The organism is Pseudomonas sp. E315 (assembly GCF_055406205.1).
The window spans coordinates 155,549-180,569 of the sequence record NZ_JBUZPJ010000004.1 but is presented as its reverse complement, the minus strand read 5'-3'; the positions used below and the strand labels follow the sequence as shown (position 1 = coordinate 180,569).

The following is a 25,021-nucleotide window of genomic DNA, read 5'->3' as shown; positions in this document are numbered from 1 at the left end:
AAATGGGCAATCGAATAAAGCCGCGAGCTTATCAGGCGGCCGCGACCAATGGCTACCGGCATGAGAGAGGCAAATCGTAGATAAGTTCACGCCTTATTCCATTAATTCAGCACATCTACTGACGACCGTAATTTTTGCTCACACAACATTTAGCCCGTCAAACCTCTCATTTGCAGCACAGAAGGAGTTTATGGCCACTTGATGCCAGATAGAAGCTAAGGCATAAGACTGTAAAAATTCTTACAAGGAATTGTCCTGTGCGTTTGTTTTACCGTGTGTTGCTGTTGCTTTTGGTCGCCTTGCTGGTGGGGGTAGGCGTGGTGATTTACTTCGTGGCCAACCCTCGCCTGCCCGCGTATCAGCCTGCACAGCAGGTGCATTACCTGGATCAATGGAGCGAGGCCGAGCGCCAGATTTATTACTACACGCCCCAAGGCACCCAAGTAAAAGGTCTGCGTTACGAGTGGTTCAGTGCACTCGAATTGCCCTTCTCAACCCAATTATTCGCGGCGCCTGAATACTTGGCGCGTTTTGGCTTTTTAGTCGATCCCCGCCAAAAGGCCAGTGCGGCTAACCCTGCCAACTTGCCAGTGGGTTTCACCCGCCACCAAAACCCTGGCAATAACGCAGAGTATTTAGATATCACCTGTGCGGCCTGCCACACCGGCGAGTTGCGCTTCAAAGGTCAAGCGCTGCGCATTGACGGCGCCCCGGCACAGCATGTGCTGCCCTCAAGCGTGCCCACTTTGCGGGGAGGCAGTTTTGGTCAGGCATTGGTGGCCAGCTTGGCTGCCACGTATTACAACCCGTGGAAGTTCGAACGCTTTGCTCGCACTGTTTTAGGCGATCAATACGACGCTCAGCACAAACAACTTCGTACCGACTTCAAGGCATCGCTGGATAATTTTCTGGCCGTGGCCTGGAATGACACCCACCGAGGGCTCTATCCCACACTGGAAGGCCCTGGGCGCACTGACGCCTTTGGGCGCATTGCCAACGCCAGCTTCGGCGACGCCATCTCGCCCGATAACTACCGAGTGGCCAACGCGCCGGTGGATTACCCCCACTTGTGGGACATGTGGACATTTGACTGGGTGCAATGGAACGGCTCAGCCAAACAACCTATGGCGCGCAATATTGGCGAAGCCTTGGGCGTGGGTGCCACGCTGAACTTTTTTGACAGCAATGGCCAGCCGTTGCAAGGCGACGCCCGTTATCCATCAAGCGTGCGCGTGCGGGACTTGCACCTGATCGAACAAACCCTGCAAAAACTTAAACCACCGGTTTGGCCCGAAACACTGCTGGGCGCGATTGATCGCCCCCTGGCGGCCAAAGGTCGGGCGCTGTTCACTGAAAACTGCGCGGCTTGTCACGTCCCACCCGCAAAGGATGAAAACGGTCGGGAGGTGCAACAACTGAAAATGATCCCGGTCGAGGTGATTGGCACCGACCCCAATACCGCCAATAACATCGCTGATAATCGTTATGACCTCCGCGCCCTGCAATGGGACCCGGCCGAGTTGGCCACGCTTGATGTGACGCTGCACCCAGAGAGCAAAGAGCCCTTAGACATGAGCAAATTGTCTGTGGCCAAAGGGTTGGCGTATGTCACTGCTTTTGTAGAAGAGAATGCCTACCGTGAAGCCAACATCGCCCCAGAAGAACAAGCGCACCTCAATGGTTATGGTTTGCCGATAGCCGTGCAGGAGCTGCGCGCTTACAAGGCCCGTCCACTGGATGGCATCTGGGCGACAGCGCCCTTCTTGCACAACGGCTCAGTGCCTACGGTGTATCAATTGCTATCGCCACACGCCGAACGCGATCAAACCTTCTACCGCGGCAGCTTTGAATACGACCCACGTCACTTGGGCTATCGCACAGAGGCGTTCGACGGCGGGTTTGTGCTCGACACCCGCATCAGCGGCAACCACAACAGCGGGCATGAGTTTCGTGCGGGGCCACGCGGCAATGGAGTTATCGGTCGCCTGCTACAGCCCGAAGAACGCTGGGCATTGCTGGAATATTTGAAAGTGCTTGGCAGCCCGCTCGAACAGCAACTGCCCCACGAATGATTCGTTAAAAGGATGTCTGTATGTTGACCGCTCTCTGGCTTCGCCTCGGCACATGGCTGGGCAAGTTGCTTTTAATCCTGATTGCGCTGGGCCTGCTGGGCTGGGCTCTGGCAACAGGCTGGTATGCCTGGCAACAGCGTGGCCCGGTGTCTGCCCAAGAGCAGATTCCGGCCGATGAAGCCGCAATGACCCAAGACACGATTCAGACCGCGATCAAGATCGTGGACCAACATCGGGAAAACACGCGCTACCTGCGCGATGCCCACGCCAAGGCTCATGGCTGCGTCAAAGCCCAAGTTCAGGTGCTTGATGAGCTTGATCCGATTCTGCGCCAAGGCGTATTTGCTGAGCCGGGTAAAACCTGGCAGGCCGTGATGCGCCTGTCCAATGGCAACGCTTACCCGCAATTCGACAGCATGCGTGATGCCCGCGGCATGGCGATCAAACTACAGAACGTACCAGGCACTCAGCTACTGCCAAGCCAAAAAGGCCGGACTGAACAAGATTTTGTGATGTTTAACCACCCCAACTTCTTCGTCAGCGACGTAGCCGAGTACCGTCAAAATATCGCTGCGCAGGCCGATGGCAAAAAAGTGTTGGCGTTCTTCCCGTCATGGGACCCGCGCAGCTGGCAACTCCGCCACTTGTTAATCGCACTGGCAACCTTGTCACCCGCCCCGGCGAGCCCAACACAAACCACCTATTTTTCGGTCTCGCCCTACAAGTTTGGTAACGACAACGCAAAATTTCGGGTCGCACCAGACCCGGACAGCTGCCCGGCTTACACGCTGCCCGAGCAAAATCAGGACCTGCCCAACTTCTTGCGCAGCGCACTGAACCAGCAACTGTCCACCGACCGTGTGCCAGCATGTTTCGTATTGCAAATTCAACGGCAGAACGCTAATCGGTTTATGCCGATTGAAGACACCAGTATTGAATGGCAAGAGTCAGATGCACCGTTTGAAACGGTGGCGCGGGTAACGGTGCCCGCACAAGACTTCGACACCCCGGCACAAAATCTGGCTTGTGACGACCAGTCGTTCAGCCCCTGGCACGGGATAGAAGCCCACCGCCCGGTTGGCGGGATCAATCGTTTGCGTAAAGCGGTGTATGACGCCGTCAGTGAATACCGACACGCACGTAACGCGCAGCAATAGCGATTTCGGTGTTTGAGGGCTGTCGACGAGTCGTAGGAGACGCCGCAGGCTGCGATCTGTTCAGTGCCAAAGATCGCACCCTGCGGCAGGTCTTACGCAGGGTGCGGCTTAATCAATGAACGGGTAACTCAACGCCTTCGAACAAGTCTTCAAGCTCTTGCTTGTTGTGGCACTGAATAGCCTTGGCCATCACTTCGCGGGTGAGGTGCGGGGCAAACTTTTCGATAAAGTCGCACATAAAACCCCGCAGGAAGGTGCCACGGCGAAAGCCAATTTTGGTGATGCTGGACTCAAACAACTCGCTGGCATCCAGCACGACCAAGTCGTTATCAAGTTTGGTATCTACCGCCATTTTGGCCACGATGCCAACGCCTAGCCCCAAGCGCACATAGGTTTTGATCACGTCAGCGTCTGCTGCGGTAAACACGACTTTTGGCGTCAAACCGCGATGACTGAACGCCTCGTCGAGCTTGGAGCGACCCGTAAAACCAAACACGTAAGTCACAATCGGGTATTCGGCCAGCGCTTCTAAAGTCAACTTTGGCAACTTGGTCAGTGGGTGACCTTGAGGAACGACCACGCAGCGGTTCCAGCGATAGCACGGCATCATCACCAGATCGCCGAACAGCTCCAGCGCTTCGGTGGCAATTGCAAAATCAACAGTGCCATCAGCGGCCATTTCGGCAATTTGCATCGGCGAGCCCTGGTGCATGTGCAAGGCCACGTCCGGGTACTGTTTGATGAAATTGCTGATCACCGGCGGTAAGGCATAACGCGCCTGAGTGTGAGTGGTCGCAATCGACAAGGTGCCTTTTTTCTCGTTGGAGAATTCTTGCGCAATCTGTTTAATACTTTCGACCTTGCGCAAGATCTCGCCAGCCGTGGTGATGATGCGCTCACCGGCGGGCGTCACTCGGGTCAGATGCTTGCCGCTGCGGGCAAAAACCTCAACACCCAACTCGTCTTCAAGCAGGCGGATTTGTTTACTGATACCCGGCTGTGAGGTGTAAAGGCTCTGCGCGGTAGCCGAAACGTTGAGGTCGTGGTGCGCCACTTCCCAGATGTAGCGCAATTGTTGAAGCTTCATATGCATCCCTCAAAGCAAATAGACGCCAAGGCTATCGGCGGCGGTATATAACTATATGGAAGGTCAGAAGAATAAATCTAGAACTTTTTTATCGTTTTTAACTGACTCAAGCCTCAAACATCAGAACTGCGACGACGTTGAATCAATGGCACCAGATAGACCGGCATCTGCGCTAATCGAATAACCCGCGCCGCAGTGCGCCCCAAATGGTTATCACCGCTCACAGACTGGCCGTGACTGCCCATAATCAACAAATCAACAGACAGTTTATGCGACTGCTCCAAAATGACCTGCGAAGGCTCGCCTTGAATCACCTTGACCGAGCGAATCAAGTCCAGCTCTAAGTCACCCTCACCCAACTCTTCACGCAGGTTTTCCAACACGCGCTGCTCAATCGTCGACAGCATGGTGGTCAGCCCTTGGCGATGCAATTCGCTAAGCGCTTGCTCGTCGAGATAGCTTTGCAACACCGATTCGGCAAACAACCCCATTGGCTCGACCGCATGCACCACATACAAATCCGCAGCGAAGGTGCGCGCCAACCCCAAGGCATGCTGCATCACGACCGGCGCGTAAATACCCAGGTCAGTGGCATACAGAATCGAGCGAATCATACGACCTCCTCGACTGCCTAAATGGCCGAGATGGATTGAGCTTAGCAGCGCCATGACAAGTGCGACGCCTTAGAGGTCGTGTTCGAACCGTTGTTTAATCAATCGTTTCGTTGCTGATGCCGTGGGGCACATGGCCGGTAGCCACGACCTGACGCGCCCGCTCGCAATGACCCGGCTGATCATCAAAGAAAACATCCGCAGCAAACGCCTCCAAAAAATCAGATTTGTCGAGCCCGCCCAAAAACAGAGATTCATCCAAACGAATGTCCCAATCACGCAAGGTGCGGATCACACGTTCATGCGCAGGCGCCGAGCGCGCTGTCACCAGCGCAGTACGAATGGGGCAAGTGTCTTCAGGAAACTCTCGCTGCAACAGGTTGAGCGCCTCCAGAAACCCCTTGAACGGCCCGCCTCGCAACGGGTTGCGAGCAGCTTCGCGCTCACTGACTTGAAAGGCTTCAAGCCCACCCGCTTGATACACACGCTCTGACTCGTCTGAAAACAGCACCGCGTCGCCATCAAAGGCAATCCGCAGCTCACTGCTGGCCGCTCGCCGAGCACCGCCGGCAAGAATGGTCGCTGCCGCAAAACCGGCGTCCAATGCGCTGCGCACATCTTCGGCATGGGTCGACAAAAACAGATCGCAGCCAAAGGCGTTGAGATAAGGGTGAGGGTTTCGCCCGCCAGAGAAGGCAGCGCGTGAAATGCTCAGGCCGTAATGCTGAATCGAATTAAACACCCGCAGGCCGGTGTCTGCGCTGTTACGCGAGACCAACACCACCTCGACTCGCTCACGCCCAAGGCTGGCGTTAAAACTGAGCAGCTTTTTGACCAGCGGAAAAGCATCGCCCGGCTCAAGCACTTCATCTTCATGGTCGATCTGATACTTGCGGTAAGCCTCTACTCCCTGTGCCAGGTACACCTGATGACTCTCGCTCAAGTCAAACAACGCACGAGAAGATATAGCCAACACCAACTTGCCTTTTAAGCCTTTACTCATGACATCTCCGCAAGTCTTGGACAAATTTGAAGCCCCGTTCAGGGCAGCTCTTCAGGCTCACCCATGAGCGCCAGCCTAATGTTGTGCGCCAGCTCTCCTTCGCTCAGTCGCGACTTCAACTGGCCATAAAAGGCCCCTTCATGCACCACAAACAGTGTCGGCAAATGAAAAATCTCATACCGCTCGACCAAGCCACCGTTGTTGCCTGCATCAATCCAGCACAGCTGTTCAATGGGCAACGTCATGTCAGGTAATACCTTGCGGGCCATGCGACACGCCGAACAGCCAGCACTGGTAAACACCACCAGCGAGGTGCCGGGCAGCGTTAATAGCCGTTGATCGGCATCAAAATCAGTCAGTTCCATTTCAGTCACTATACTTAGGAAAACAATATCAAAGTGCTGGCACTTGGAGTGTGCGTTCATGGGTCGTTTCTTACCTCACCCAGATGATATTCCTGTCGAAATAACACCCCGTAAACAGCCCTCTCTTTCACGCCACAAGCTGCACTCTATCAGCCTGGGCGGCGTGGCATGCAACAGCGATCGCGGTTGGCGCCGCGGTGCGGCAGTTGACATCTCGATGCCCACACTCGGGCTGGATGCACGCTACCCCGGTTATGTGGCCTGGTGCGAAAGGCATCTAGACGGGTATCGCATCGGCGTTGCTTTTACTGATGCGCAAACCTTGTTCGGCGCGCGCATGGGTGAGCAAGTGTGTCAGATCGAACACTACTGTCGCTTACAGCAACAACAAAACCTGCCCGTTGAAAACATTGAGGCACTCGCCCTGCAATGGATCAGTATTCATGCGGTGGAGTTCTCTCAGGCGACGCTCGACCGTGCCCTCGCATCGCCCGCTCTGGATTAAAGCGCTTGTGCCCATTGTCGAATAACCGAATAACGCGTTAAGGTTCCGCTCCCCGTTGCGCTCAATCATGCTGTGCTCCGCCGCACGGGGATCGCTGGCGGCCGGCACCCGTGACCTGACGAGTAACACGATGGCTGATTTACCGATCGACGACCTAAACGTTGCCTCCAACGAAACCCTGATCACCCCTGAACAGCTTAAGCGCGAGATGCCTCTGCGCGAAAAAGCGCTACAGACCGTGACCAAAGGGCGCGAGGTAATTCGCAACATCCTGGATGGCAAAGACCATCGACTGTTCGTTGTCATCGGGCCTTGCTCGATCCACGATATCAAGGCTGCCCACGAATACGCCGAGCGCCTCAAAGCCTTGGCCGCAGAAGTCAGCGACACCCTTTATCTGGTGATGCGCGTCTATTTCGAAAAACCGCGCACCACCGTCGGCTGGAAAGGCCTGATCAACGACCCGTATCTGGATGACTCATTCAAAATCCAGGACGGTCTGCACATCGGCCGCAAGCTGCTGCTGGACTTGGCCGAAATGGGCCTGCCGACGGCAACCGAAGCGCTGGACCCCATTTCCCCGCAGTACCTGCAAGACCTCATCAGTTGGTCAGCCATTGGTGCGCGCACCACTGAATCCCAGACTCACCGCGAGATGGCATCTGGCCTGTCTTCGGCTGTGGGCTTTAAAAATGGTACCGACGGCGGCCTGACCGTGGCGATCAACGCCCTGCAATCGGTTTCCAGCGCGCATCGCTTTTTGGGGATCAACCAAGAAGGCGGCGTCTCCATCGTCACCACCAAAGGCAACGCCTACGGCCACGTCGTGCTGCGCGGCGGCAATGGCAAGCCCAATTATGATTCGGTCAGCGTAGCGCTCTGTGAGCAAGCACTGAACAAGGCAAAAATCCGCCCGAACATCATGGTTGATTGCAGCCACGCCAACTCCAACAAAGACCCAGCCCTACAACCGCTGGTCATGGAAAACGTAGCCAATCAGATCGTCGAGGGCAACGCCTCGATCATCGGTTTGATGGTAGAAAGCCATCTGAACTGGGGCTGCCAGGCCATTCCTAAAAACCTTGAAGACTTGCAGTACGGCGTGTCGATCACCGATGCCTGCATCGACTGGGCGAGCACTGAAAGTACGTTGCGCAGCATGCGTGCCAAGCTCAAGGACGTATTGCCAAAACGCGATCGCGGCTAAACCCTGCGCGCACAAAAACGCCGGGCAAATGCCCGGCGTTTTTTATCCACTGCCCATCGATTTACAGCGGGATAGATGCACCGCGCTCACCGCGCTCGTACACCACGTTGGCACGCCCCACAATCAGCGGGTCAAGTGCCCCAATGCCCTTCAAGTCTTTACCCGCATAAGGCAACTTATGCAGCACATAACGCATGGCACTGAGCCGCGCGCGTTTTTTACAGTTGGATTTGATGACTGTCCAGGGCGCATCCATTGTGTCGGTGTGCGAAAACATACCCTCCTTGGCTTTGGTGTAATCGTCCCACTTGTCCAACGACGCCAGATCGATCGGGCTGAGTTTCCACTGCTTGAGTGGGTGTTTCTCACGCTCCTTGAAGCGCCGGCGTTGCTCATCGCGACTCACCGAAAACCAGAATTTGACCAAATGAACGTTGTTACGTACCAGCATGCGTTCGAACTCTGGCGCCTGACGAATGAATTCAAGGTACTCATCGTCAGAACAAAATCCCATCACGCGCTCAACCCCGGCGCGGTTGTACCAACTGCGGTCAAACATCACGATCTCGCCCGCCGTCGGCAAATGCTGCACATAACGCTGGAAATACCATTGACCACGCTCTGACTCACTGGGTTTTTCCAGTGCCACAATCCGGGCGCCGCGCGGGTTCAAATGCTCCATAAAGCGCTTGATCGAGCCGCCCTTGCCTGCCGCATCCCGGCCCTCAAACAAAATCACAACCTTTTGGCCGGTCTCTTTGACCCACGCTTGTAATTTGAGTAATTCAACTTGCAAACGGTACTTTTCACGCTCGTAACTGCGGCGCGACAGCAAGTTTTTATAGGGGTAGCCACCTTTACGCCAATTCGGAGCCAATTGATCGTCAGGGTGCAAGGGGCGTTGATGGAACAGCAGCTCGTTTTCCTGGCTGAGCAGCGCATTGCGCAACACAACAGCATCATCAGGTGATAAACCGCTCATCATCGTGCCCAAGGTTTTAATCAACGCTTGAGTATCACCCTCGGGGATGTGTTGCAGGATGTCCTGCATGGCTGCATCCGTGGCGGCTTGCCGGGCCTGTATCTTTTCTTCAACAACAAAACGCTCTAATTGAGCGGCTTTTTGCGTAGGAGCAACATCACCCGCGTTTGTACGCCGTGGGCGCGCAGAACGCCCGGCAGTTTTGGCAGCGGGCTTAACAACAGCGGTCATGACATTTCCTTAAAGAGCATCGAATATGTCAAACAAATACAACATCGCTTGCCCAGCGCCTTAGACACAGATCAAAAGAGCGACGTAATAGAACAACCGCTAGAAAATAAAACGCCCCGCAAGAGCCAAAGCCTTGCAGGGCGTGAAACAACGGCTGAGCAACCGATAGTTCTGTTTAACCTTGAGTGCCTGGGCTCACAGGAACACAACAGGAATCAACAGAATCGGGGTTGAAGCACGCTGTCGTACCGCGCTTGTTAAGTGCTCGGTGTAGAGGTTAATGCGGTGCCCGGTTTATGCAGGCTCATCCCGACAGTGAGCAAGCACGCGCCTGCTGCGCCGTTTGATTGTTTAGGCAGGCTGCGTTAAGAGAGACCCGGCACTTTAAGATGGCGTTTCAGGTCTTGGCTTGAGCGCGCTTATGGCGCTCCATATAACGCTCGACGTAAGAGCACGATGGAATCACTTCATAGCCCATCTTCTCAGCGTAATCGAGCGCCTGCTCAGTCAACGCAGCTGCAATTCCGCGCCCGCGCAGGGCGTTGGGTACAAACGTGCGATAGATATCCAGAGTCTGCTTGCCCAGATCCATGTAGGTCAGGTAAGCGCGATGACCCTCTACAGTGGTCTCAAACTGGTGACCGGCCTGGTCATGGTGGATGGACAACGCCTCGCTCATCATTACTCCTTAGCGGGTCTTGAACCGTGACCCCTACCTTACTGATGTTTTTCCGCAGAGGGAACCACTACGCCATCACCCGCTTGCTGGCAGGCAAACAGACACCGACAGGCCTGTTTAAATAGTAGTCAATCTGTAAGTAAATGCTCGCTGCCCATCAGCAGGTCAGACCGGTATACCGGCTTCATCTGCTCGACAAACTGACCGTGCGGTGAACATTTTCGGAATGTGTGAGGCTATGACGTGCACGCCTTTTTAAAGTCACGTCACGGGAGTGATCGCTTTTCGACTGGCCAGCCTTGAGCAGGTAACCAAACTGACTGTTTTTGAAGCACAATCTGTAAAAGTTAGCTCATTCTTAATGTTTACCAATTATTTTTTTTGGTTCTTGCGCTAGGTCAGTTTACTTACTACAAGTAATGGGTAGTATGTACGCCGGCTGTTTCCTCACTTTGAAGGAGCAGCTTTAATTAGAAAGTCCTTGAAGGGGAACACGATGAACAACGTTCTGAAATTCTCTGCTCTGGCATTGGCCGCAGTTCTGGCTACCGGTTGCAGCAGCGTATCTAAAGAAACTGAAGCTCGCCTGACTGCTACTGAAGACGCAGCAGCTCGCTCCCAGGCTCGTGCTGACGAAGCCTACCGTAAAGCTGATGAAGCTCTGGCTGCTGCTCAAAAAGCACAACAGACTGCTGACGAAGCTAACGAGCGCGCTCTGCGCATGCTTGAAAAAGCAAGCCGCAAGTAATAGTCCTTCGGGGCTGTTATTAAAGCCGACCCATTTAATGGGTCGGCTTTTTTATTGCCTGCTCTCCACCCAGCGGGTAATAAAAAACCGCCAGGGCAAACACCGTGGCGGTTTTATGTGGGGTGATGCGCTTACTGCACGTAGTCCAGCGACTGCCCTTCAGGCATAGCGGTATTGGCGAAACCGATTTCTGCCGGGATGCCTGTTTCTGCGCCCACGACAGAGAAGGCTTTGTCCTTGTCGATCTGGATACGGCTTTCCAGGTCTTTATGCTTGAGCAAGAAGTTGATGAAGCCCGCGTACTTGTCCTGCAGGTCTTCAGGGGTCAGGTGCGACTTGTCGCTTTTAGCAACCAGCGAGCCGTCTTTGACATTCAACGGCTCATGAACTTCAAGCAAGACCTTGCCATTGCTGACGCCAATTTTGTAAGGCTCGTTGATGATCCTGACCGGCGTGCCCACAGGCACCATTTGGGACATTTGAAGCACGTTTTTGTTAAGCATGCGGAAACAGCCGTGGCTGGTGCCTGTACCAATGCCAAACTTGGCGTTCGAGCCGTGAATCAGGTAACCCGGCATCCCGAGGGTGAACTTGAAAGGCCCCAAGGGGTTGTCCGGGCCAGCCGGCACAACGTTGGGCAGCGGATCACCATTGCGAGCGTGCTCAGCCTTGATGGAGGCCGGTGGTGTCCAGGTCGGGTTTGGCGTCTTGGCAGTGATTTTGGTCACGCCGACGGGCGAGCCCCAACCCTCACGGCCAATGCCCAGCGGAAAGGTGTGAACCACGTTCTGATTTTTAGGGAAGTAGTACAACCGGTACTCGGCCAGGTTGATCACAATCCCTTCACGCTTGCCCGGCGGCAGGATGAACTGAGTCGGCAACACGATATCGGTGTCTACCAGCGTGCCATCAGCGTTCTTCTTGACCGGCAACCAGGCATCTATTCCGGGGTTGGCGGCGATCATTTCCGAGTAGCCCAACTCGTATTCATTGCCTAGATCAGCAAAGGAATCTTCGTACTTGCCCTTGATCACCTGCACCTGACCCACAACGTCCTCGCCAGGTGGCGGTAACGGGAACTCAAGCGCAGCAACGGGACCCGCAACACAGAGGGCGGCAACTGACAGGTAGCGGGTGACGGCAGGTAAGCGCGACAACATCCGGAACATCCTTCGCATAATCAACGGGGGACAAAAAAAGGAGTGTACACGTCACCTTGAGACATCAGGAGCCGATGTGTCACACCTAAGGCGTCAGACTTGTTAAATCATAGTTCAAAGCGCAACTCCGGCCAGATCGGCTCGGTGCCACGGCGCTGCGACTCAATAATCGCCCTGCATAGCGGGCAGAGCCGATGGTCTTGAAAAACCTTGCGCGTGACGTCCGACCAGCGCGGCTGTGCAGGCAGCAACGAGCCACATAACGTGCGGTCAATCGTGCCTCCCAGCTCCAATTGACGCGTCACCAAATGCACCCGTACCTCCTGGCAGGCGAACAAATCGAGCTGCTCATCGGGCTCGATCAGTTGATAGGCATATAAAGACCAGGCAGGACGCGACATCAGGGGCTCCAAATCGGGGGGGCGCCACCTTAGCCGAAAGACTGCAACTAGAAAAGCATCAAAGCAGTGCTTTTAACGCCGGCCACACATTATCGAGCAAAAGGCCTTGGGCATCGGCTGCCGGATGTATTCCATCGGCCTGCATCAGCTGGGGATGACCGCCCACACCCTGAAGAAAAAACGGCACCCGCGCGACCTGCTTTTCAGCGGCTAATTCGTCATACACCTTGGTAAACGCTTGGGTGTAGCGCGCACCATAATTGGGCGGCAACTGCATCCCCAACAACAGCACCTTGGCGCCCGCTTTTTGCGACGCCTCAATCATGCCTGCAAGATTTTGTTTCAATTGAGCGGGCTGCTGGCCACGCAAGCCGTCATTGCCGCCCAATTCAATAATCACAACCTCTGGCTTATGGGCTGCAAGCAGCGCAGGCAAACGCGCAAGCCCACCAGCGCTGGTGTCGCCACTGATCGAGGCGTTGACCACCTTGTCGTCGTAGCCTTGCTGTTTAAGCCGCTGCTCCAGCAACGCGACCCACCCCACACGGGTATCCAGGCCGAAAGCCGCGCTGATACTATCGCCAACGATCAAAATTGTTCCCGCCGCTGCATTCTGTGCCATACACATCAAGGCCAGAGCAGCACTTAAAAACCACACACGCATTGGATTCTCCATGGGCGAAAGTATTCTCACCGCGCAGAACCTTAGCAAAGTGGTTCCCAGCGCGGAAGGCGAGTTAACCATCCTCCACCCCTTGAACCTGACACTGAGCAAAGGCGACAGCCTGGCGATTGTCGGCGCATCGGGTTCTGGCAAATCCACCCTGCTGGGCTTGCTCGCAGGCCTGGACCTGCCCAGCAAGGGTGAAGTAATACTCGCGGGGCGTGCCCTGAGCACGCTGGATGAAGACCAACGCGCCCGCGTGCGGGCCGAACACGTCGGTTTTGTTTTTCAGTCGTTTCAACTGCTCGATAGCCTCAACGCGCTCGAAAACGTCATGCTGGTGCTAGAACTTGAAGGCCGCAAAGATGCTCGCGAGCACGCCCGCCATTTATTGGAACGCGTCGGCCTTGGCCAACGTCTGAGCCATTCACCCCGCCAGCTCTCGGGCGGGGAACAACAGCGCGTCGCCATTGCCCGGGCCTTTGCGGCCAACCCCGATGTGCTGTTTGCCGATGAACCCACGGGCAACCTCGACAGCCACACCGGCGAGCGCATCACCGAACTGCTCTTTGAGTTAAACAAAGAGCGCGGCACTACCTTGGTGCTCGTGACCCACGACGAACGTCTGGCCCATCGCTGCCGACGCCTGATCCGCCTTGACGCTGGCCATCTGGTCGGCCCTCTGGAGCCTTGATGGCACGCCTGCCGCTACTGCGCCTGTTCAGCCTCGCCGTCCGTCAACTGCTGCGCGATGCCCGCGCCGGTGAGTTGCGGGTATTGTTTTTCGCACTGCTGGTGGCCGTGGCGGCCAGCACCGCCATCGGTTACTTCGGTGCTCGCCTCAATGGCGCAATGCTGCTGCGTGCTACCGAGTTTCTCGGCGCAGACTTGGTGCTTGATGGCAGCTCTGCGGCCCGAGATGAACAGGTCAGAGTGGGCAAAGAGCTAGGCTTGCAACACGCGCGTGTCGTGGAGTTTTCCAGCGTGATTGCCACTGATAACGGCATTCAGCTGTCCAGCATCAAGGCCGCTGATGACAACTACCCCCTGCGCGGCGAGCTGAAAAGCGCGGCACAACCCTATGCAGACGAACAACCGGGGGGCGGGCCAAAACCCGGTCAAGCGTGGGTCGAGTCTCGACTGTTGACTGCATTGGATCTAAACGTCGGCGACGAGATTGATGTGGGCTCAAAAACCGTCACCATCGCCCGTGTACTGACCTACGAACCCGACCGCGCGGGCAATTTTTACAGCCTTACTCCTCGCGTACTTATCAATTTGGCTGACCTTGAAGCCACCGGCATCCTGCAGCCCGGCAGCCGGGTCACTTACCGCGAACTGTGGCGCGGCGAGCCTCCCGCCCTCGAAACCTACCGCCAAGTCATCAAGCCCGGCCTGGACGCCAATCAGCGCCTGCTGGATGCCCGTGATGGCAACCAGCAAATTGGAGGCGCCTTAGGCAAGGCTGAACGCTATCTGAACATGGCCAGTTTGGTGGCCGTGTTACTCGCCGGAGTGGCCGTTGCGCTGTCGGCGACCCGCTTCGCCCATCGACGCTTTGATGCCAGCGCTCTGCTGCGCTGCCTCGGCTTGTCCCGACGTGAAACCTTATGGCTGTTTAGCCTGCAACTTGCGCTTCTTGGCCTGTTGGCCAGCCTGACGGGCGCGCTACTCGGCTGGTTGGCGCAACTGGGGTTGTTTGCACTGCTGCATGACCTGCTGCCCAATGATGTGCCCGCTGGCGGCCTAATGCCTGCGTTTGCCGGCATCGGCACCGGGTTGGTGGCGCTGGCAGGTTTCGCCCTGCCGCCTTTGGCCGCGCTGGGCCGGGTGCCGCCGCTTAGGGTGCTGCGCCGTGACATGCTGCCGATGCCTGCTAGCACGTGGACCGTTTACGGCGCGGCACTGTTGGCACTGGGCTTAATCATGTGGCGCATGAGTCTGGACTTGGTGCTGACCTTCGCCTTGCTCGGCGGCGGTGTGATTGCAGCGCTGGTGCTGGGCGCTGTCTTGCTGTTGGGCTTACAAGGCCTGCGTCGTGGGCTCGCACGGGCATCTTTGCCGTGGCGTCTGGGCTTGGGCCAGTTATTGCGTCACCCACTGGCCGCCGCAGGTCAAGCGTTGGCCTTTGGGTTGATTCTGTTATCTATGGCGCTCATCGCCTTGCTGCGGGGCGAGTTGCTGGACACTTGGCAAAATCAGCTCCCCAAAGACGCGCCTAACTACTTTGCGCTCAACATACTGCCCGCCGACAAGGACGCTTTTGGCTCACGGCTGATGGAACTCCAGGCTCAAGCGGCGCCGATCTACCCGGTGGTTCCGGGACGTTTGATCAGCATCAATGGCGAGCCTGTGCAGGCTATCGTCAGCAAAGACTCCAGCGGCGACAAGGCGATTCAGCGCGACTTGAGCCTGACGTGGGCCGCCCACCTGCCCGCTGGCAATCAACTGACCGCAGGCCATTGGTGGACAGAGCAACCCTCTGGCGATGTGCCCGGTGTTTCGGTTGAAGCCAAAGTGGCCGACAGCCTGAAACTCAAATTGGGTGACCGTTTGATGTTCAGCGTTGGCGGGTTCAATCGTGAAGCCCAGGTTACCAGCCTACGCAGCATCAACTGGGACAACTTCCAGCCCAACTTTTTCATGATCTTCCAGCCCGGCACCTTGCAGGATCTACCGGCCACGTACCTGACCAGCTTCTATCTGGCACCAGGGCACGACAAGCAGATCATCGAACTGTCGCGCAGCTTCCCGGCCGTCACCCTCTTGCCGATTGAAGCCCTGCTGGCGCAGCTGCGCAGCATCTTGGCGCAGGTCACCATTGCAGTTGAATACGTGTTGTTGTTCGTTTTGGCGGCAGGCATGGCCGTGCTGTTTTCTGGCTTGCAGTCGACACTGGATGAGCGCATTCGCCAAGGTGCACTGCTGCGAGCGCTGGGGGCCGAACGGCAACTGCTGATCAAGGCACGGCGTATCGAGTTCGGCTTACTGGGTGCAACCAGCGGCCTGCTCGCTGCATTAGGTGCAGAGCTTGTGAGCCTGGTGCTTTACCGGTTTGCCTTCGACTTACCTTGGCACCCGCACCCGTGGCTATTGCTGCTACCGGTTGTGGGGGCGCTGATGGTCGGCGGTGCCGGCGTATTTGGCACCCGCCGAGCACTCAACGCCAGCCCACTGACCGTGCTACGCGAAGGCTGACGACTTTCACCCTCCTCGCCCTGCTGCACACGGCATGCAGCAGGGCTTATTTTTCGTAAGTAATCGAGTTCACCCACCAGCACACCTCACCACTAGGTGTTGGCACAAGCGCTTCATCACCCGGCTCTTTTTTCAGCAATGCGCGAGCCATCGGCGAGTCAATCGAGATGTAATCCATGCGGCCATAGATTTCGTCGTAGCCAACGATTCGAAAGCGCTTGATTTCTCCCTCCTCGTTTTCGACTTCAACCCAGGCACCGAAAAAGACCCGTCCCTCCTGCTCAGGTGAATAGGCCACCACTCGCATGTCTTCAAGGCGTTTGCGCAGGTACCTGACGCGCCGATCAATCTCCCTCAGCAGCTTCTTGTTGTATTGATAGTCTGCGTTCTCACTGCGATCACCCAGTGATGCCGCCCAAGTGACCTTCTGAGTGGTGTCCGGCCTTTTTACCCGCCACAGATAATCAAGCTCCTGCTTCAAGGCTTCGTAGCCTTCCTTGGTGATGATTTTGGTACTCAAAGAGAACTCCCCAGGGGGTCGAAAAAACGGCCACGCCGCACAGGTTCAATAGCGGCACATAGTATGCGCTGTTGAGCGCGTTCTCCACTGGACGAATACCCCGGGCCAGAGGCATTCTTGCAGGCGCTTAACGCCGCCAAAAACAATAAAAGGATAGCCACTGTGCAATCGATCCTGGACCCCAAATGGCATCACTTCATCAAGGTCGCAAAACTGGGAAGCCTGACCCAGGCCGCTGTCGCACTCGACGTGCCGCAATCGATGATCAGCCGCCATATTTCGCAACTGGAGCGCGAATGTGGTGTACGCCTGTTCAACCGCACAGGCCGCGGCGTCAATCTGACCGAGTTCGGCCTACAGATCCTGCCGCGCATCGAGTCACTGGCTGATGAGTCCGAAGAGGTTTCTGACGTTATTCGCACCTCCGGTGGTATGCCCATCGGCGAAGTGCGCATTGGCTTGTTGCCCTCGACCATCGAACCCATCGCTGGCGCGATGTACAGGCTGGTGCATGAACGCTACCCACGCATCAAACTGCAGATCAGTGAAGGCAGCAGCGCTCACCTGGAAGAGTTGATCAATGAAGGCCGTGTGGATATGGCGCTGCTGTTGCGCGAGGGCGATGTGTCGAACTCAGAAGAGTCAGTGCTGGCCCAACCCAAATTGATGCTGATAGGTCGCGCCCAAGACCCGGCAGTGTCACAGGCCACTGTCGAGCTGAGCGACTTGCAAGGCCTGCCGTTGGTGCTACCTTCGCGGCCGCACCCGTTGCGGGCGCGGCTTGAACGGTTGTCCAAATCCCACGGCATTCAGTTCGATTGCGCGGTTGAAGCCGACTCCATTCGGCTGCAATGGGAGATCGTTGCTGCGGGCGGGGGTTATGCGATTACATCGGGGCTGTTCGAACACGTTGATGACCCGCGCTTTGCAGTGGCTCGCATCACCAAACCCGAACTGTTGCGCAGCGTGGTGCTGGCAAGCTCGCTGCGTCGCCCCAATACGCTGGCGACGCGCACAGTGCAAAAACTGCTGGAGCAAGAAGCCCCGCTCCTGCTCAAAAACCGTTCCTGAAGCGCTTAGCTCACGGCTGGCGGTGTAGCACCGCCCGGTTGAGCAAGCCCTGATCAGCCACCACCGTTTGCCCTGTCATGATGCGATTGCCCCGCGAGGCCAAAAAGGCATACAGCGGCCCATGATCCTGCGGGGTTGGCAGTTCCGTCAGCAGGCTCAGCGAACGGAACATCGCCAAAAAGGCGTCCTGCGGGATGTCTGACTGTTTTTGCCCCTCCAGCCCCAACGCCTGCGGCCCACTGAGCTGGCTGTTAGCAATCCCGGCCGGGGCCACGCCATTGACCCGTACATGGGGCGCAAACTCGAATGCCAACTGATTGACCAGACTGCGTATCGCGCCCTTGCTCGCGGTGTATACCGCGCCACCGCCATCTGCCGCATAGGCGGCTGTCGAGGTGGTCAACACGATGGCCCCGGCACTGGCCTGCAACAGGTCATGAAAAACCCGCGCCGACAACAAATAGCCCTTCACGTTGACCCGCATCACTTCATCGAACAGCGCATCGAGACGCTCTTCGGGCATCTGCATCAACGGCACGTTGCCGTCGAAAATGCCTTGAGCGCCGATCAACGCATCCAACCGCCCAAAGCGGGCGACAACAGCTTCGCGGCAGGCACGCAGGTCTTCAAGGCGCGTGACGTCACCCTGCACCACCAACACATCCGGGCCGAACGTCTCTCGCAGGGCGGCCACTTTTTGAGCCGAAATCTCGAAGATCGCCAATTGCGCGCCTTCGCTGAGGCAATGACGCGCCAAGCCCAGCCCCAGCCCAGACCCACCGCCGGTAACCAGCACCACATGCTCATTCAATAAATTCATCAACGTTCCCTGATGCCGTTAGATAGGTTGGGCCAGCGCTGCAAAGGAGGCGTGCATGATGCGCATGTGCTCACCTTTATCGCCGCCATTGATTTCAATTTCACCCAAGCGCATCGAATTCTCCACCACCAACCGGCAACGCTCCCAGCGACGTTCTTGAAAACGTTCAAGTGCCGTGGCCAGGTCGGGCGCCGTTTCGAGGGTTTGCGCCAGCACCAGAGCATCCTCAATCCCGATGCAGGCGCCCGAGGCCAGATGCGGCGTGGTGGCGTGCACGGCATCACCGATCAGCACACAACGCCCCTGATACCAAGGTTGTTTCACCAGCAGCCCTTCCAGAGGGCGGAATATCACCAGCGAATCGTCGTTTAAAAACTCCCGTGCCTGAACCACTTCTGGCGCAGTAAACGCTTGGAGCAACACCTTGAGTCGGGATAAAAACTGCTCCGGTGGAACATGGTCATTGACCGGGCGATCTTCGTTGACGAACAAATACATCTCGTCGGCGGATACCGGATTCAACCCCACTTTGAGGTGGTCACCCACCCACAACATGGTGTGGGTAATGGATGCCGGGCGTGGTAGCACGGCGCGCCAAACACCCTGCCCGGTGTAGCGCGGGGCAGGTGCTTGCGGCAATAAACGCGTGCGTAAGGGCGAATACAAACCGTCCGCGCCGATCAGCAGGTCATAGCGCCGACGCGTGCCATCGGTGAAGTCCACGGTCACACCGTTGTCATCCCGTTCCAGCGCACTCAGGGTGCAACCCAGTCGCACATCTGTGCCACTGGCGCGGGTGGCATCGGCAAGGATTTTAGCCAGCACCGGTCGCATCACCGCACCACTGCCCGGCACTTGTTCGCCAGCGATACGCGGGGTTGCAACTTGGGTCAGTAACTGGCCCTCAGCAGAAAAAATGTCCAGCCCGTCGCAGGCATACCCTTCGTCGAGAAAGCGCTCAAGAATGCCCAAGCTGGCGAACGCTCGAAGTGTCGGGCCGCCAATACTGATGCCCGCGCCGTAGTTGCGCCACAGCGGATCGATTTCAACAAGGTCCACCTCAATCCCGCGCTTGCGCAGTTCAATGGCCGCCGACATGCCGGAAAAACCACCGCCGATCACCAGCGCGGATTGAATGATTGCAGCCATATGACTCTCCTGCGACAGGGGATACACCCGTCCCGGGTCGCTTATTTTTATTGTTAAGGTCGCCGCAACGCAGAGCTTACGGCCTCGGGTCTGGCTGATCCTACATTTGTCTCTCGCGCCCAACCGCCACAAAAACCGCAACCCAGCTTTCTATCTGCAGTCATCCATTGCTCGAATAACAGCCATCCAGCCCGTCGCCTACCTTCGCCGTCGCAACGTTCATACCCTACGGCCAGCGAAGGAGCCTGCTCAATGAAACCACTGCCCACGTTCAACCACCTGTTCAGCGGGCCTGCAAATGCCCCCTGCGTGACGTTTATCCCCGGTATCGGCAACGACGCCGAGTTCTGGGCCGAACAGGCCGCCAGCCTGTCGACTCATTTTCGTGTACTGCGCTTTGACCCTTGGGGCCACGGCCAAAGCCCTGCGCCGCCGGCCGATTGCAATTTCGCGGCCATTGTCGAGGGCGTGGTCCAGCTCTGGGACACCCTGGGCATCACGCACAGCGCGCTGGTCGGCCTCGGTTTTGGCGGCTCACTGGCGCTGGCATTGGGCCTGAACCACCCCGAACGGATCAGCCGTATCGTCGCGTTTTGCTGCCGACCGCGTCAGCCGGATGACCGTCGCGCGTTTTGGCGCGGACGCTGTGAAGCGGCCCAAACCCAAGGTATTGATGCTCTGACTGAAGTCACGGTCGACCGCTGGCTGAGTGCTGAATTTCGCGCCGCTCACCCGCAGGTCGACCACCTGCTGCGCAGCATGATGAAAAAAACCACCTTGGAGGGCTATCTGGCGTATGTGCGGGCCTTTATCGAAATGGACTTCACCCATCGCCTCGCTGCACTAAACGTACCCACGCTGTTGGTGGCCGCTGAACACGACCACGGCGGCGGGCCTGTGCCCGACATGCAAGCCATGACGGCCCTCAACCCAAGGCTGTCACTGCACGTAATCCCCGGCGTTGGTCATATCTGCAACCACGAAGCACCTGCCGAGGTAAAACGCCTGTTGCGCGACTTTTTGCAGGGCTCTTAAGCAACTGATTCCGCATTGCCCCCCCTTTTACCTACGACAGAGACAACAACATGACAAAACGTGTCGTTATCGTCGGCGCCGGGCATGGCGGGGTCAGCCTCTGTGCTGCCCTGCGCGCCCTGAACTTCACCGGCCCCATCACGCTGATCAGCGACGAGCCTGATCTGCCCTACCACCGTCCGCCCCTGTCCAAAGCCTTCCTGACCCAAGACAGCGCAGACGCCGAAAGCCGACTGCTGCTGGAGCCGCAGCGCTTTTACGATGACCAGCGCATCGACCTGAGGCTCAACACCCGCGTCACTGCACTGGACACTCAAGCGCGCAGCCTGCGATTGAATGACAGCAGCCCCCTTGATTACGACATGTTGGTGCTGGCCACAGGTGCCCGCGCCCGCACGCTGGCGTTGCCGGGCAGCGAACTGGACGGCGTTGTGGTGCTGCGCACCCTTGAACACGCCCGCAGCCTGCGACAGCGTCTGGCCAGCAGCCAGTCAGTCGCCATTGTTGGCGGGGGTTTTATCGGCCTCGAAATCGCCAGCACCGCCCGCAAACTGGGCAAACACGTCACCGTGCTGGAAACCGCATCGCGCATCATGGAGCGCTCGGTTTCGCCCCATGTGTCGGCCCATGTCACCGACAAACACCGCCAGCAAGGCACCCGGCTCGAACTCAACAGCACAGTCAGTGCCTTCTTGGGCGATAACGGCCACGTGCGGTCGGTACGCACCCACAACGGTGAATGGCCAGCAGATCTGGTGATCGTCGGCGCCGGGTCATTACCCAACAGTGAATTGGCCGAGGCAGCAGGTATCAGCTGCGCCAACGGCATTCTGGTGGATGCTCAGATGCGGACATCGGCACCCGATGTGTTTGCCATCGGCGATTGTGTGGCGTTTGAGAACACCTATGCCGCCAACGCCCGGCTGCGGCTGGAGTCAATCCAGAACGCCAACGATCAGGCACGACTGGTCGCCCGCCTGATTGTCGGCGAACAGGTCACTTATCAGGCACTGCCGTGGTTCTGGAGCGATCAGGGTGAGGTCAAATTACAAATGGTCGGTTTGTCCGTCGGGCGTACTCACTGCGTCACCCGGGGCGATCCCGAACAAGGCCGCTTCTCGGTGTTCCACTACCGCGACGCTACCTTGATTGCCGTCGATTCCGTGAACCAGCCACTGGAACACATACTGAGCCGCAAGCTGCTGGCAGCGGGTATTTCCCCAGACCCGGCAATAATCGCCGACCCCAACATAGCCCTCAAAAGCCTGCTGGACTAACGCCGCCTTTGTGGAGCGAGCACGCTCGCTCCTGCAGTAGGGATGGGGTTAACGCTTGAGTAGATCCAGCGCCACGTCAACGATCATGTCTTCCTGACCGCCAACCATCCGCCGTTTGCCCAACTCGACCAGGATATCCAGCGTCTTGAGCCCGTACTTGGCAGCGGCCACTTCGGCGTGGCGCAGAAAGCTCGAATACACCCCGGCATAACCCAGCGCCAAGGTTTCGCGGTCTACGCGCACCGGCCGGTCTTGCAGCGGGCGCACGATGTCATCGGCGGCGTCCATCAACGTGTACAGGTCGGTGCCGTGGTTCCAGCCCAAGCGTTCGGCGGCGGCGATAAACACTTCCAGCGGCGCGTTACCAGCGCCAGCGCCCATGCCCGCCAGGCTGGCGTCGATGCGGTCGCATCCCTCTTCAACGGCCGTGATGGAGTTGGCCACGCCCAAACTCAGGTTGTGGTGCGCGTGCATGCCAGTTTCGGTTTCTGGTTTGAGCACGGCTTTAAACGCACGAAAACGGTCGCGAATATCCTGCATGTTCATGGCACCGCCCGAGTCGGCCATGTACACGCAGGTGGCGCCGTAGCTCTCCATCAACTTGGCCTGCGCCGCCAACTGCTCGGCGGGGATCATGTGGCTCATCATCAAAAAGCCCACGGTGTCCATGCCCAGCTCGCGGGCGTATTCGATGTGTTGCTTGGACACATCGGCTTCGGTGCAATGGGTGGCGACGCGCACCACGCGGGCGCCAGCGTTATACGCGGCCTTGAGGTCATGCACGGTGCCGATGCCGGGCAGCAGCAAGGTGGTGATTTTGGCGTGGCTGATCACGTCCGCCGCCGCTTCGATCCATTCCAGATCGGTGTGTGCCGCAAAGCCGTAGTTAAAACTTGAACCTTGCAGGCCGTCACCGTGGGCCACTTCAATGGCGTCAACTTTGGCCTTGTCCAGCGCGCGGGCGATGTCTTGCACGTTTTGGATCGAATACTGATGGCGAATCGCGTGGCTGCCGTCGCGCAGGGTTACGTCGCTGATGTAGATTTTTTTACCGTTCATGGGAGTCTCCTCAGGCGTTGAGCATCGACAACGCCATGCGCTCGGCGGTGGCCAAGGCTGCGCACGTCATGATGTCGAGGTTGCCGGCGTAAGCCGGCAGGTAATGGGCGCTGCCTTCGACTTCCAGAAACACCGAGGTCTTCAAACCCGAGAACGTGCCCAACCCCGGAATGTTCAGCGGCGCGTCTGCTGGAATGACATCGAACTGCACTTTTTGCTTCAAACGATAGCCCGGCACGTAGGCGTTGACCGCAGCGACCATCTCTTCGATAGACGCTTCGACCTGCGCCTGATCCGCCGCTTCAGACAGCACAAACACGGTGTCGCGCATCATCAGCGGCGGCTCGGCCGGGTTCATCACGATGATCGCCTTGCCCTTGCTCGCCCCGCCGATCACTTCGATGGCCTTGGAGGTGGTTTCGGTGAATTCGTCGATGTTGGCACGGGTGCCGGGGCCAGCCGATTTGCTGGCGATGGACGCGACGATTTCGGCGTAATGCACCTTGGCGATACGCGACACAGCCGCGACCATCGGGATGGTCGCCTGCCCGCCACAGGTGACCATGTTGACGTTGAGCTGTTCCAGATTCTGCTCAAGGTTGACCACGGGCACGCAGTACGGGCCGATGGCCGCGGGGGTCAAATCGATCAGGCGCAGGCCGGGTTTGATTGAGCGTAAAAAAGCGTCGTTCTTCACATGAGCGCTGGCCGAAGTGGCATCGAACACAAAGTCGATGTCCTTGAATTGCACCATGCGGGTCAAGCCCTCCACGCCTTCGTGGGTAGTGGCCACGCCTAGGCGCTGGGCTCGGGCGAGCCCGTCAGAAGCGGGGTCGATGCCGACCATGACGGCCATTTCCAGATGCTTGGCGTTACGCAGTATCTTGATCATCAGATCAGTGCCAATGTTGCCGGAACCGATGATGGCGACTTTCAATTTATTGTTCATTGCAAAGCTCCAGCACGGCTTAGGGTTTGTTGAGGGTTTTGCGCAACACCAGAAACACCCCGATGAAGCCGCTCAGCAGCCCACTGGCAAAACCGCTAATGCCATTACCCAGTGCGTTGTCGAGGATATTTTGTGGCAGCGGCAATAAAAACTGATTAATGCTGAAGGCCAGCGTGGCCGCGATGCAGCCGCCAATCAGCCCGGCGAGAATCGATTCTTTGAGGACAAAGCTCATGACATGACTCCTTCTTGTTGTAGAGCGCGCAGGTGTCTGTTTCAGGTGAAACGCACCGAGCAACTGCCAACCCCGCCGATGGACACCCGCAGGTTATCGCCCGCCTTGACCGGGATCATGGGCCCGAGCGAGCCCGACAAGATCACCTCCCCAGCCTTAAGTGGCACGCCCAGGCGCCCAAGGGTGTTGGCCAGCCAGGCCACTGCCACGGCAGGCGAGCCCATCGTTGCCGCCCCGGCTCCGGTGGCCACAATTTCGCCGTTTTTTTCCAGCACCATGCCGCACAGGCCCAAGTCCACGTCATGCAGTGGCACCAATCGGTCGCTGAGCACAAATACGCCGCACGACGCGTTGTCTGCCACGGTGTCCTGGATCTTGATTTTCCAGTCCTGAATCCGTGAATCGACAATTTCAAAACACGCGATTACGCCCTCGGTCGCGCGCAGTACATCGGCCACGGTGACACCCGGCCCCACCAAGTCATGTTTGAGGACAAACGCCAGCTCACCTTCTGCCTTGGGCAGGATCATTGAGGACGCCGCAATCGCCGCCCCCGAGTTCAGAGTCATGGCATCGGTCAAGATGCCGAAGTCAGGTTGATTCACGCCCAGCAGGTTCATCACCGCTTGACTGGTCACCCCGATTTTTTTGCCCACCACTCGCTCGCCGTTCGCCAGACGTAAAGCAAGCAGTGCTTGTTGGATGGCATAGGCATCTTCAAGGCTCAAGTCCGGGTAACGGTCGGTCAGTGGCGCTATGGGCAGCGCATTGCGTTGCGCGTGATAAAGCGCGTGGCTGATGTCGTGCAGTAAGCCGTTATCAAGGGTCATGGTGGG

At 57.5% G+C, this 25,021-nt stretch carries 26 protein-coding genes; 10 read left to right on the top strand and 16 right to left on the bottom strand.

The features are described from left to right. Window positions 1-257 precede the first annotated feature (257 nt). Together ACZRJQ_RS08045 and ACZRJQ_RS08040 are read left to right on the top strand one after the other, a co-directional pair. Entirely contained in the window at window positions 258-2,072 is a 1,815-nt protein-coding gene (locus ACZRJQ_RS08045) for a di-heme-cytochrome C peroxidase (RefSeq protein WP_463977839.1), read from the top strand. 20 nt (window positions 2,073-2,092) lie between these two features. Beyond that, window positions 2,093-3,229, top strand: a complete 1,137-nt coding sequence (locus tag ACZRJQ_RS08040; RefSeq protein WP_463977838.1) for a catalase family protein — start codon at window positions 2,093-2,095, stop codon at window positions 3,227-3,229. A gap of 112 nt (window positions 3,230-3,341) precedes the next feature. On the opposite strand, the gene cysB is transcribed toward ACZRJQ_RS08040, so the two are convergent. From cysB to ACZRJQ_RS08020, 4 genes are all read right to left on the bottom strand, one after another. Further along, on the bottom strand, window positions 3,342-4,316 hold the full coding sequence (cysB, locus tag ACZRJQ_RS08035) for an HTH-type transcriptional regulator CysB (RefSeq protein WP_463977837.1): 975 nt from the start codon (window positions 4,314-4,316) through the stop codon (window positions 3,342-3,344). A gap of 113 nt (window positions 4,317-4,429) precedes the next feature. Further along, window positions 4,430-4,930, bottom strand: a complete 501-nt coding sequence (locus ACZRJQ_RS08030) for a universal stress protein (RefSeq protein ID WP_463977836.1) — start codon at window positions 4,928-4,930, stop codon at window positions 4,430-4,432. A 94-nt stretch (window positions 4,931-5,024) separates the two neighbouring features. Continuing rightward, window positions 5,025-5,930: a 5'-nucleotidase gene (locus ACZRJQ_RS08025; RefSeq protein WP_463977835.1), complete on the bottom strand. Its 906-nt coding sequence runs from the start codon at window positions 5,928-5,930 to the stop codon at window positions 5,025-5,027. Window positions 5,931-5,968: 38 nt separating this feature from the next. Beyond that, window positions 5,969-6,355: a thioredoxin family protein gene (locus ACZRJQ_RS08020; RefSeq protein ID WP_463977834.1), complete on the bottom strand. Its 387-nt coding sequence runs from the start codon at window positions 6,353-6,355 to the stop codon at window positions 5,969-5,971. On the opposite strand from ACZRJQ_RS08020, the gene ACZRJQ_RS08015 reads away from it, so the two are divergent. Continuing rightward, window positions 6,354-6,800 (top strand): PilZ domain-containing protein, encoded by a 447-nt coding sequence (locus ACZRJQ_RS08015; RefSeq protein ID WP_463977833.1) that lies wholly within the window; start codon window positions 6,354-6,356, stop codon window positions 6,798-6,800. The genes ACZRJQ_RS08020 and ACZRJQ_RS08015 overlap by 2 nt on opposite strands. A gap of 130 nt (window positions 6,801-6,930) precedes the next feature. Continuing rightward, window positions 6,931-8,007, top strand: coding sequence for a 3-deoxy-7-phosphoheptulonate synthase (locus ACZRJQ_RS08010; RefSeq protein ID WP_463977832.1), 1,077 nt, complete (start codon window positions 6,931-6,933; stop codon window positions 8,005-8,007). A 61-nt stretch (window positions 8,008-8,068) separates the two neighbouring features. Here the strand turns inward: ACZRJQ_RS08010 and ppk2 are convergent, their stop codons facing one another. After that, window positions 8,069-9,220, bottom strand: coding sequence for a polyphosphate kinase 2 (gene ppk2, locus ACZRJQ_RS08005; RefSeq protein ID WP_463977831.1), 1,152 nt, complete (start codon window positions 9,218-9,220; stop codon window positions 8,069-8,071). 397 nt (window positions 9,221-9,617) lie between these two features. Then, window positions 9,618-9,899, bottom strand: a complete 282-nt coding sequence (locus tag ACZRJQ_RS08000; RefSeq protein WP_463977830.1) for a GNAT family N-acetyltransferase — start codon at window positions 9,897-9,899, stop codon at window positions 9,618-9,620. 496 nt (window positions 9,900-10,395) lie between these two features. On the opposite strand from ACZRJQ_RS08000, the gene oprI reads away from it, so the two are divergent. Beyond that, complete coding sequence (oprI, locus tag ACZRJQ_RS07995; RefSeq protein ID WP_003172710.1) at window positions 10,396-10,647, top strand: outer membrane lipoprotei OprI; 252 nt, start codon at window positions 10,396-10,398, stop codon at window positions 10,645-10,647. A gap of 131 nt (window positions 10,648-10,778) precedes the next feature. Here the strand turns inward: oprI and ACZRJQ_RS07990 are convergent, their stop codons facing one another. The 3 genes from ACZRJQ_RS07990 to ACZRJQ_RS07980 form a co-directional block, all read right to left on the bottom strand. Beyond that, window positions 10,779-11,807: a L,D-transpeptidase family protein gene (locus ACZRJQ_RS07990; protein WP_463977829.1), complete on the bottom strand. Its 1,029-nt coding sequence runs from the start codon at window positions 11,805-11,807 to the stop codon at window positions 10,779-10,781. 107 nt (window positions 11,808-11,914) lie between these two features. Next, window positions 11,915-12,208 carry a hypothetical protein gene (locus ACZRJQ_RS07985; RefSeq protein ID WP_003446817.1) on the bottom strand — a complete coding sequence of 98 codons (294 nt, stop codon included), beginning with the start codon at window positions 12,206-12,208 and terminating at the stop codon, window positions 11,915-11,917. A 58-nt stretch (window positions 12,209-12,266) separates the two neighbouring features. Continuing rightward, complete coding sequence (locus tag ACZRJQ_RS07980) at window positions 12,267-12,872, bottom strand: arylesterase (RefSeq protein WP_463977828.1); 606 nt, start codon at window positions 12,870-12,872, stop codon at window positions 12,267-12,269. Window positions 12,873-12,882: 10 nt separating this feature from the next. Between ACZRJQ_RS07980 and ACZRJQ_RS07975 the strand changes: the two genes are divergently transcribed. Next, window positions 12,883-13,566 (top strand): ABC transporter ATP-binding protein, encoded by a 684-nt coding sequence (locus ACZRJQ_RS07975; protein WP_463977827.1) that lies wholly within the window; start codon window positions 12,883-12,885, stop codon window positions 13,564-13,566. Then, window positions 13,566-16,070: an ABC transporter permease gene (locus ACZRJQ_RS07970; protein ID WP_463977826.1), complete on the top strand. Its 2,505-nt coding sequence runs from the start codon at window positions 13,566-13,568 to the stop codon at window positions 16,068-16,070. The genes ACZRJQ_RS07975 and ACZRJQ_RS07970 overlap by 1 nt, the downstream gene beginning before the upstream one ends. A gap of 46 nt (window positions 16,071-16,116) precedes the next feature. Here ACZRJQ_RS07970 and greB read toward each other — a convergent pair whose 3' ends face one another. Then, window positions 16,117-16,590, bottom strand: a complete 474-nt coding sequence (gene greB, locus ACZRJQ_RS07965; protein WP_463977825.1) for a transcription elongation factor GreB — start codon at window positions 16,588-16,590, stop codon at window positions 16,117-16,119. 162 nt (window positions 16,591-16,752) lie between these two features. Between greB and ACZRJQ_RS07960 the strand changes: the two genes are divergently transcribed. Further along, complete coding sequence (locus ACZRJQ_RS07960; RefSeq protein ID WP_463977824.1) at window positions 16,753-17,661, top strand: LysR family transcriptional regulator; 909 nt, start codon at window positions 16,753-16,755, stop codon at window positions 17,659-17,661. Between the two features lie 10 nt (window positions 17,662-17,671). On the opposite strand, the gene ACZRJQ_RS07955 is transcribed toward ACZRJQ_RS07960, so the two are convergent. Together ACZRJQ_RS07955 and ACZRJQ_RS07950 are read right to left on the bottom strand one after the other, a co-directional pair. Then, window positions 17,672-18,481 (bottom strand): SDR family oxidoreductase, encoded by an 810-nt coding sequence (locus tag ACZRJQ_RS07955; protein WP_463977823.1) that lies wholly within the window; start codon window positions 18,479-18,481, stop codon window positions 17,672-17,674. A gap of 18 nt (window positions 18,482-18,499) precedes the next feature. Further along, window positions 18,500-19,630 carry an FAD-dependent oxidoreductase gene (locus ACZRJQ_RS07950; protein ID WP_463977822.1) on the bottom strand — a complete coding sequence of 377 codons (1,131 nt, stop codon included), beginning with the start codon at window positions 19,628-19,630 and terminating at the stop codon, window positions 18,500-18,502. Between the two features lie 252 nt (window positions 19,631-19,882). On the opposite strand from ACZRJQ_RS07950, the gene ACZRJQ_RS07945 reads away from it, so the two are divergent. Further along, window positions 19,883-20,665: an alpha/beta fold hydrolase gene (locus ACZRJQ_RS07945; protein ID WP_463977821.1), complete on the top strand. Its 783-nt coding sequence runs from the start codon at window positions 19,883-19,885 to the stop codon at window positions 20,663-20,665. Between the two features lie 50 nt (window positions 20,666-20,715). Then, window positions 20,716-21,942, top strand: coding sequence for an NAD(P)/FAD-dependent oxidoreductase (locus ACZRJQ_RS07940; RefSeq protein WP_463977820.1), 1,227 nt, complete (start codon window positions 20,716-20,718; stop codon window positions 21,940-21,942). A gap of 48 nt (window positions 21,943-21,990) precedes the next feature. Here the strand turns inward: ACZRJQ_RS07940 and dmpG are convergent, their stop codons facing one another. Genes dmpG through dmpE form a run of 4 tightly spaced genes read right to left on the bottom strand, consistent with a single transcriptional unit; the run spans window position 21,991 to window position 25,015 of the window. Next, on the bottom strand, window positions 21,991-23,001 hold the full coding sequence (gene dmpG / locus ACZRJQ_RS07935; RefSeq protein WP_463977819.1) for a 4-hydroxy-2-oxovalerate aldolase: 1,011 nt from the start codon (window positions 22,999-23,001) through the stop codon (window positions 21,991-21,993). Window positions 23,002-23,011: 10 nt separating this feature from the next. After that, window positions 23,012-23,950: an acetaldehyde dehydrogenase (acetylating) gene (locus ACZRJQ_RS07930; RefSeq protein WP_463977818.1), complete on the bottom strand. Its 939-nt coding sequence runs from the start codon at window positions 23,948-23,950 to the stop codon at window positions 23,012-23,014. 19 nt (window positions 23,951-23,969) lie between these two features. Next, window positions 23,970-24,185, bottom strand: a complete 216-nt coding sequence (locus tag ACZRJQ_RS07925; protein WP_463977817.1) for a hypothetical protein — start codon at window positions 24,183-24,185, stop codon at window positions 23,970-23,972. Between the two features lie 41 nt (window positions 24,186-24,226). Beyond that, entirely contained in the window at window positions 24,227-25,015 is a 789-nt protein-coding gene (gene dmpE, locus ACZRJQ_RS07920) for a 2-oxopent-4-enoate hydratase (RefSeq protein ID WP_463977816.1), read from the bottom strand. Between the last annotated feature and the right edge of the window lie 6 nt (window positions 25,016-25,021).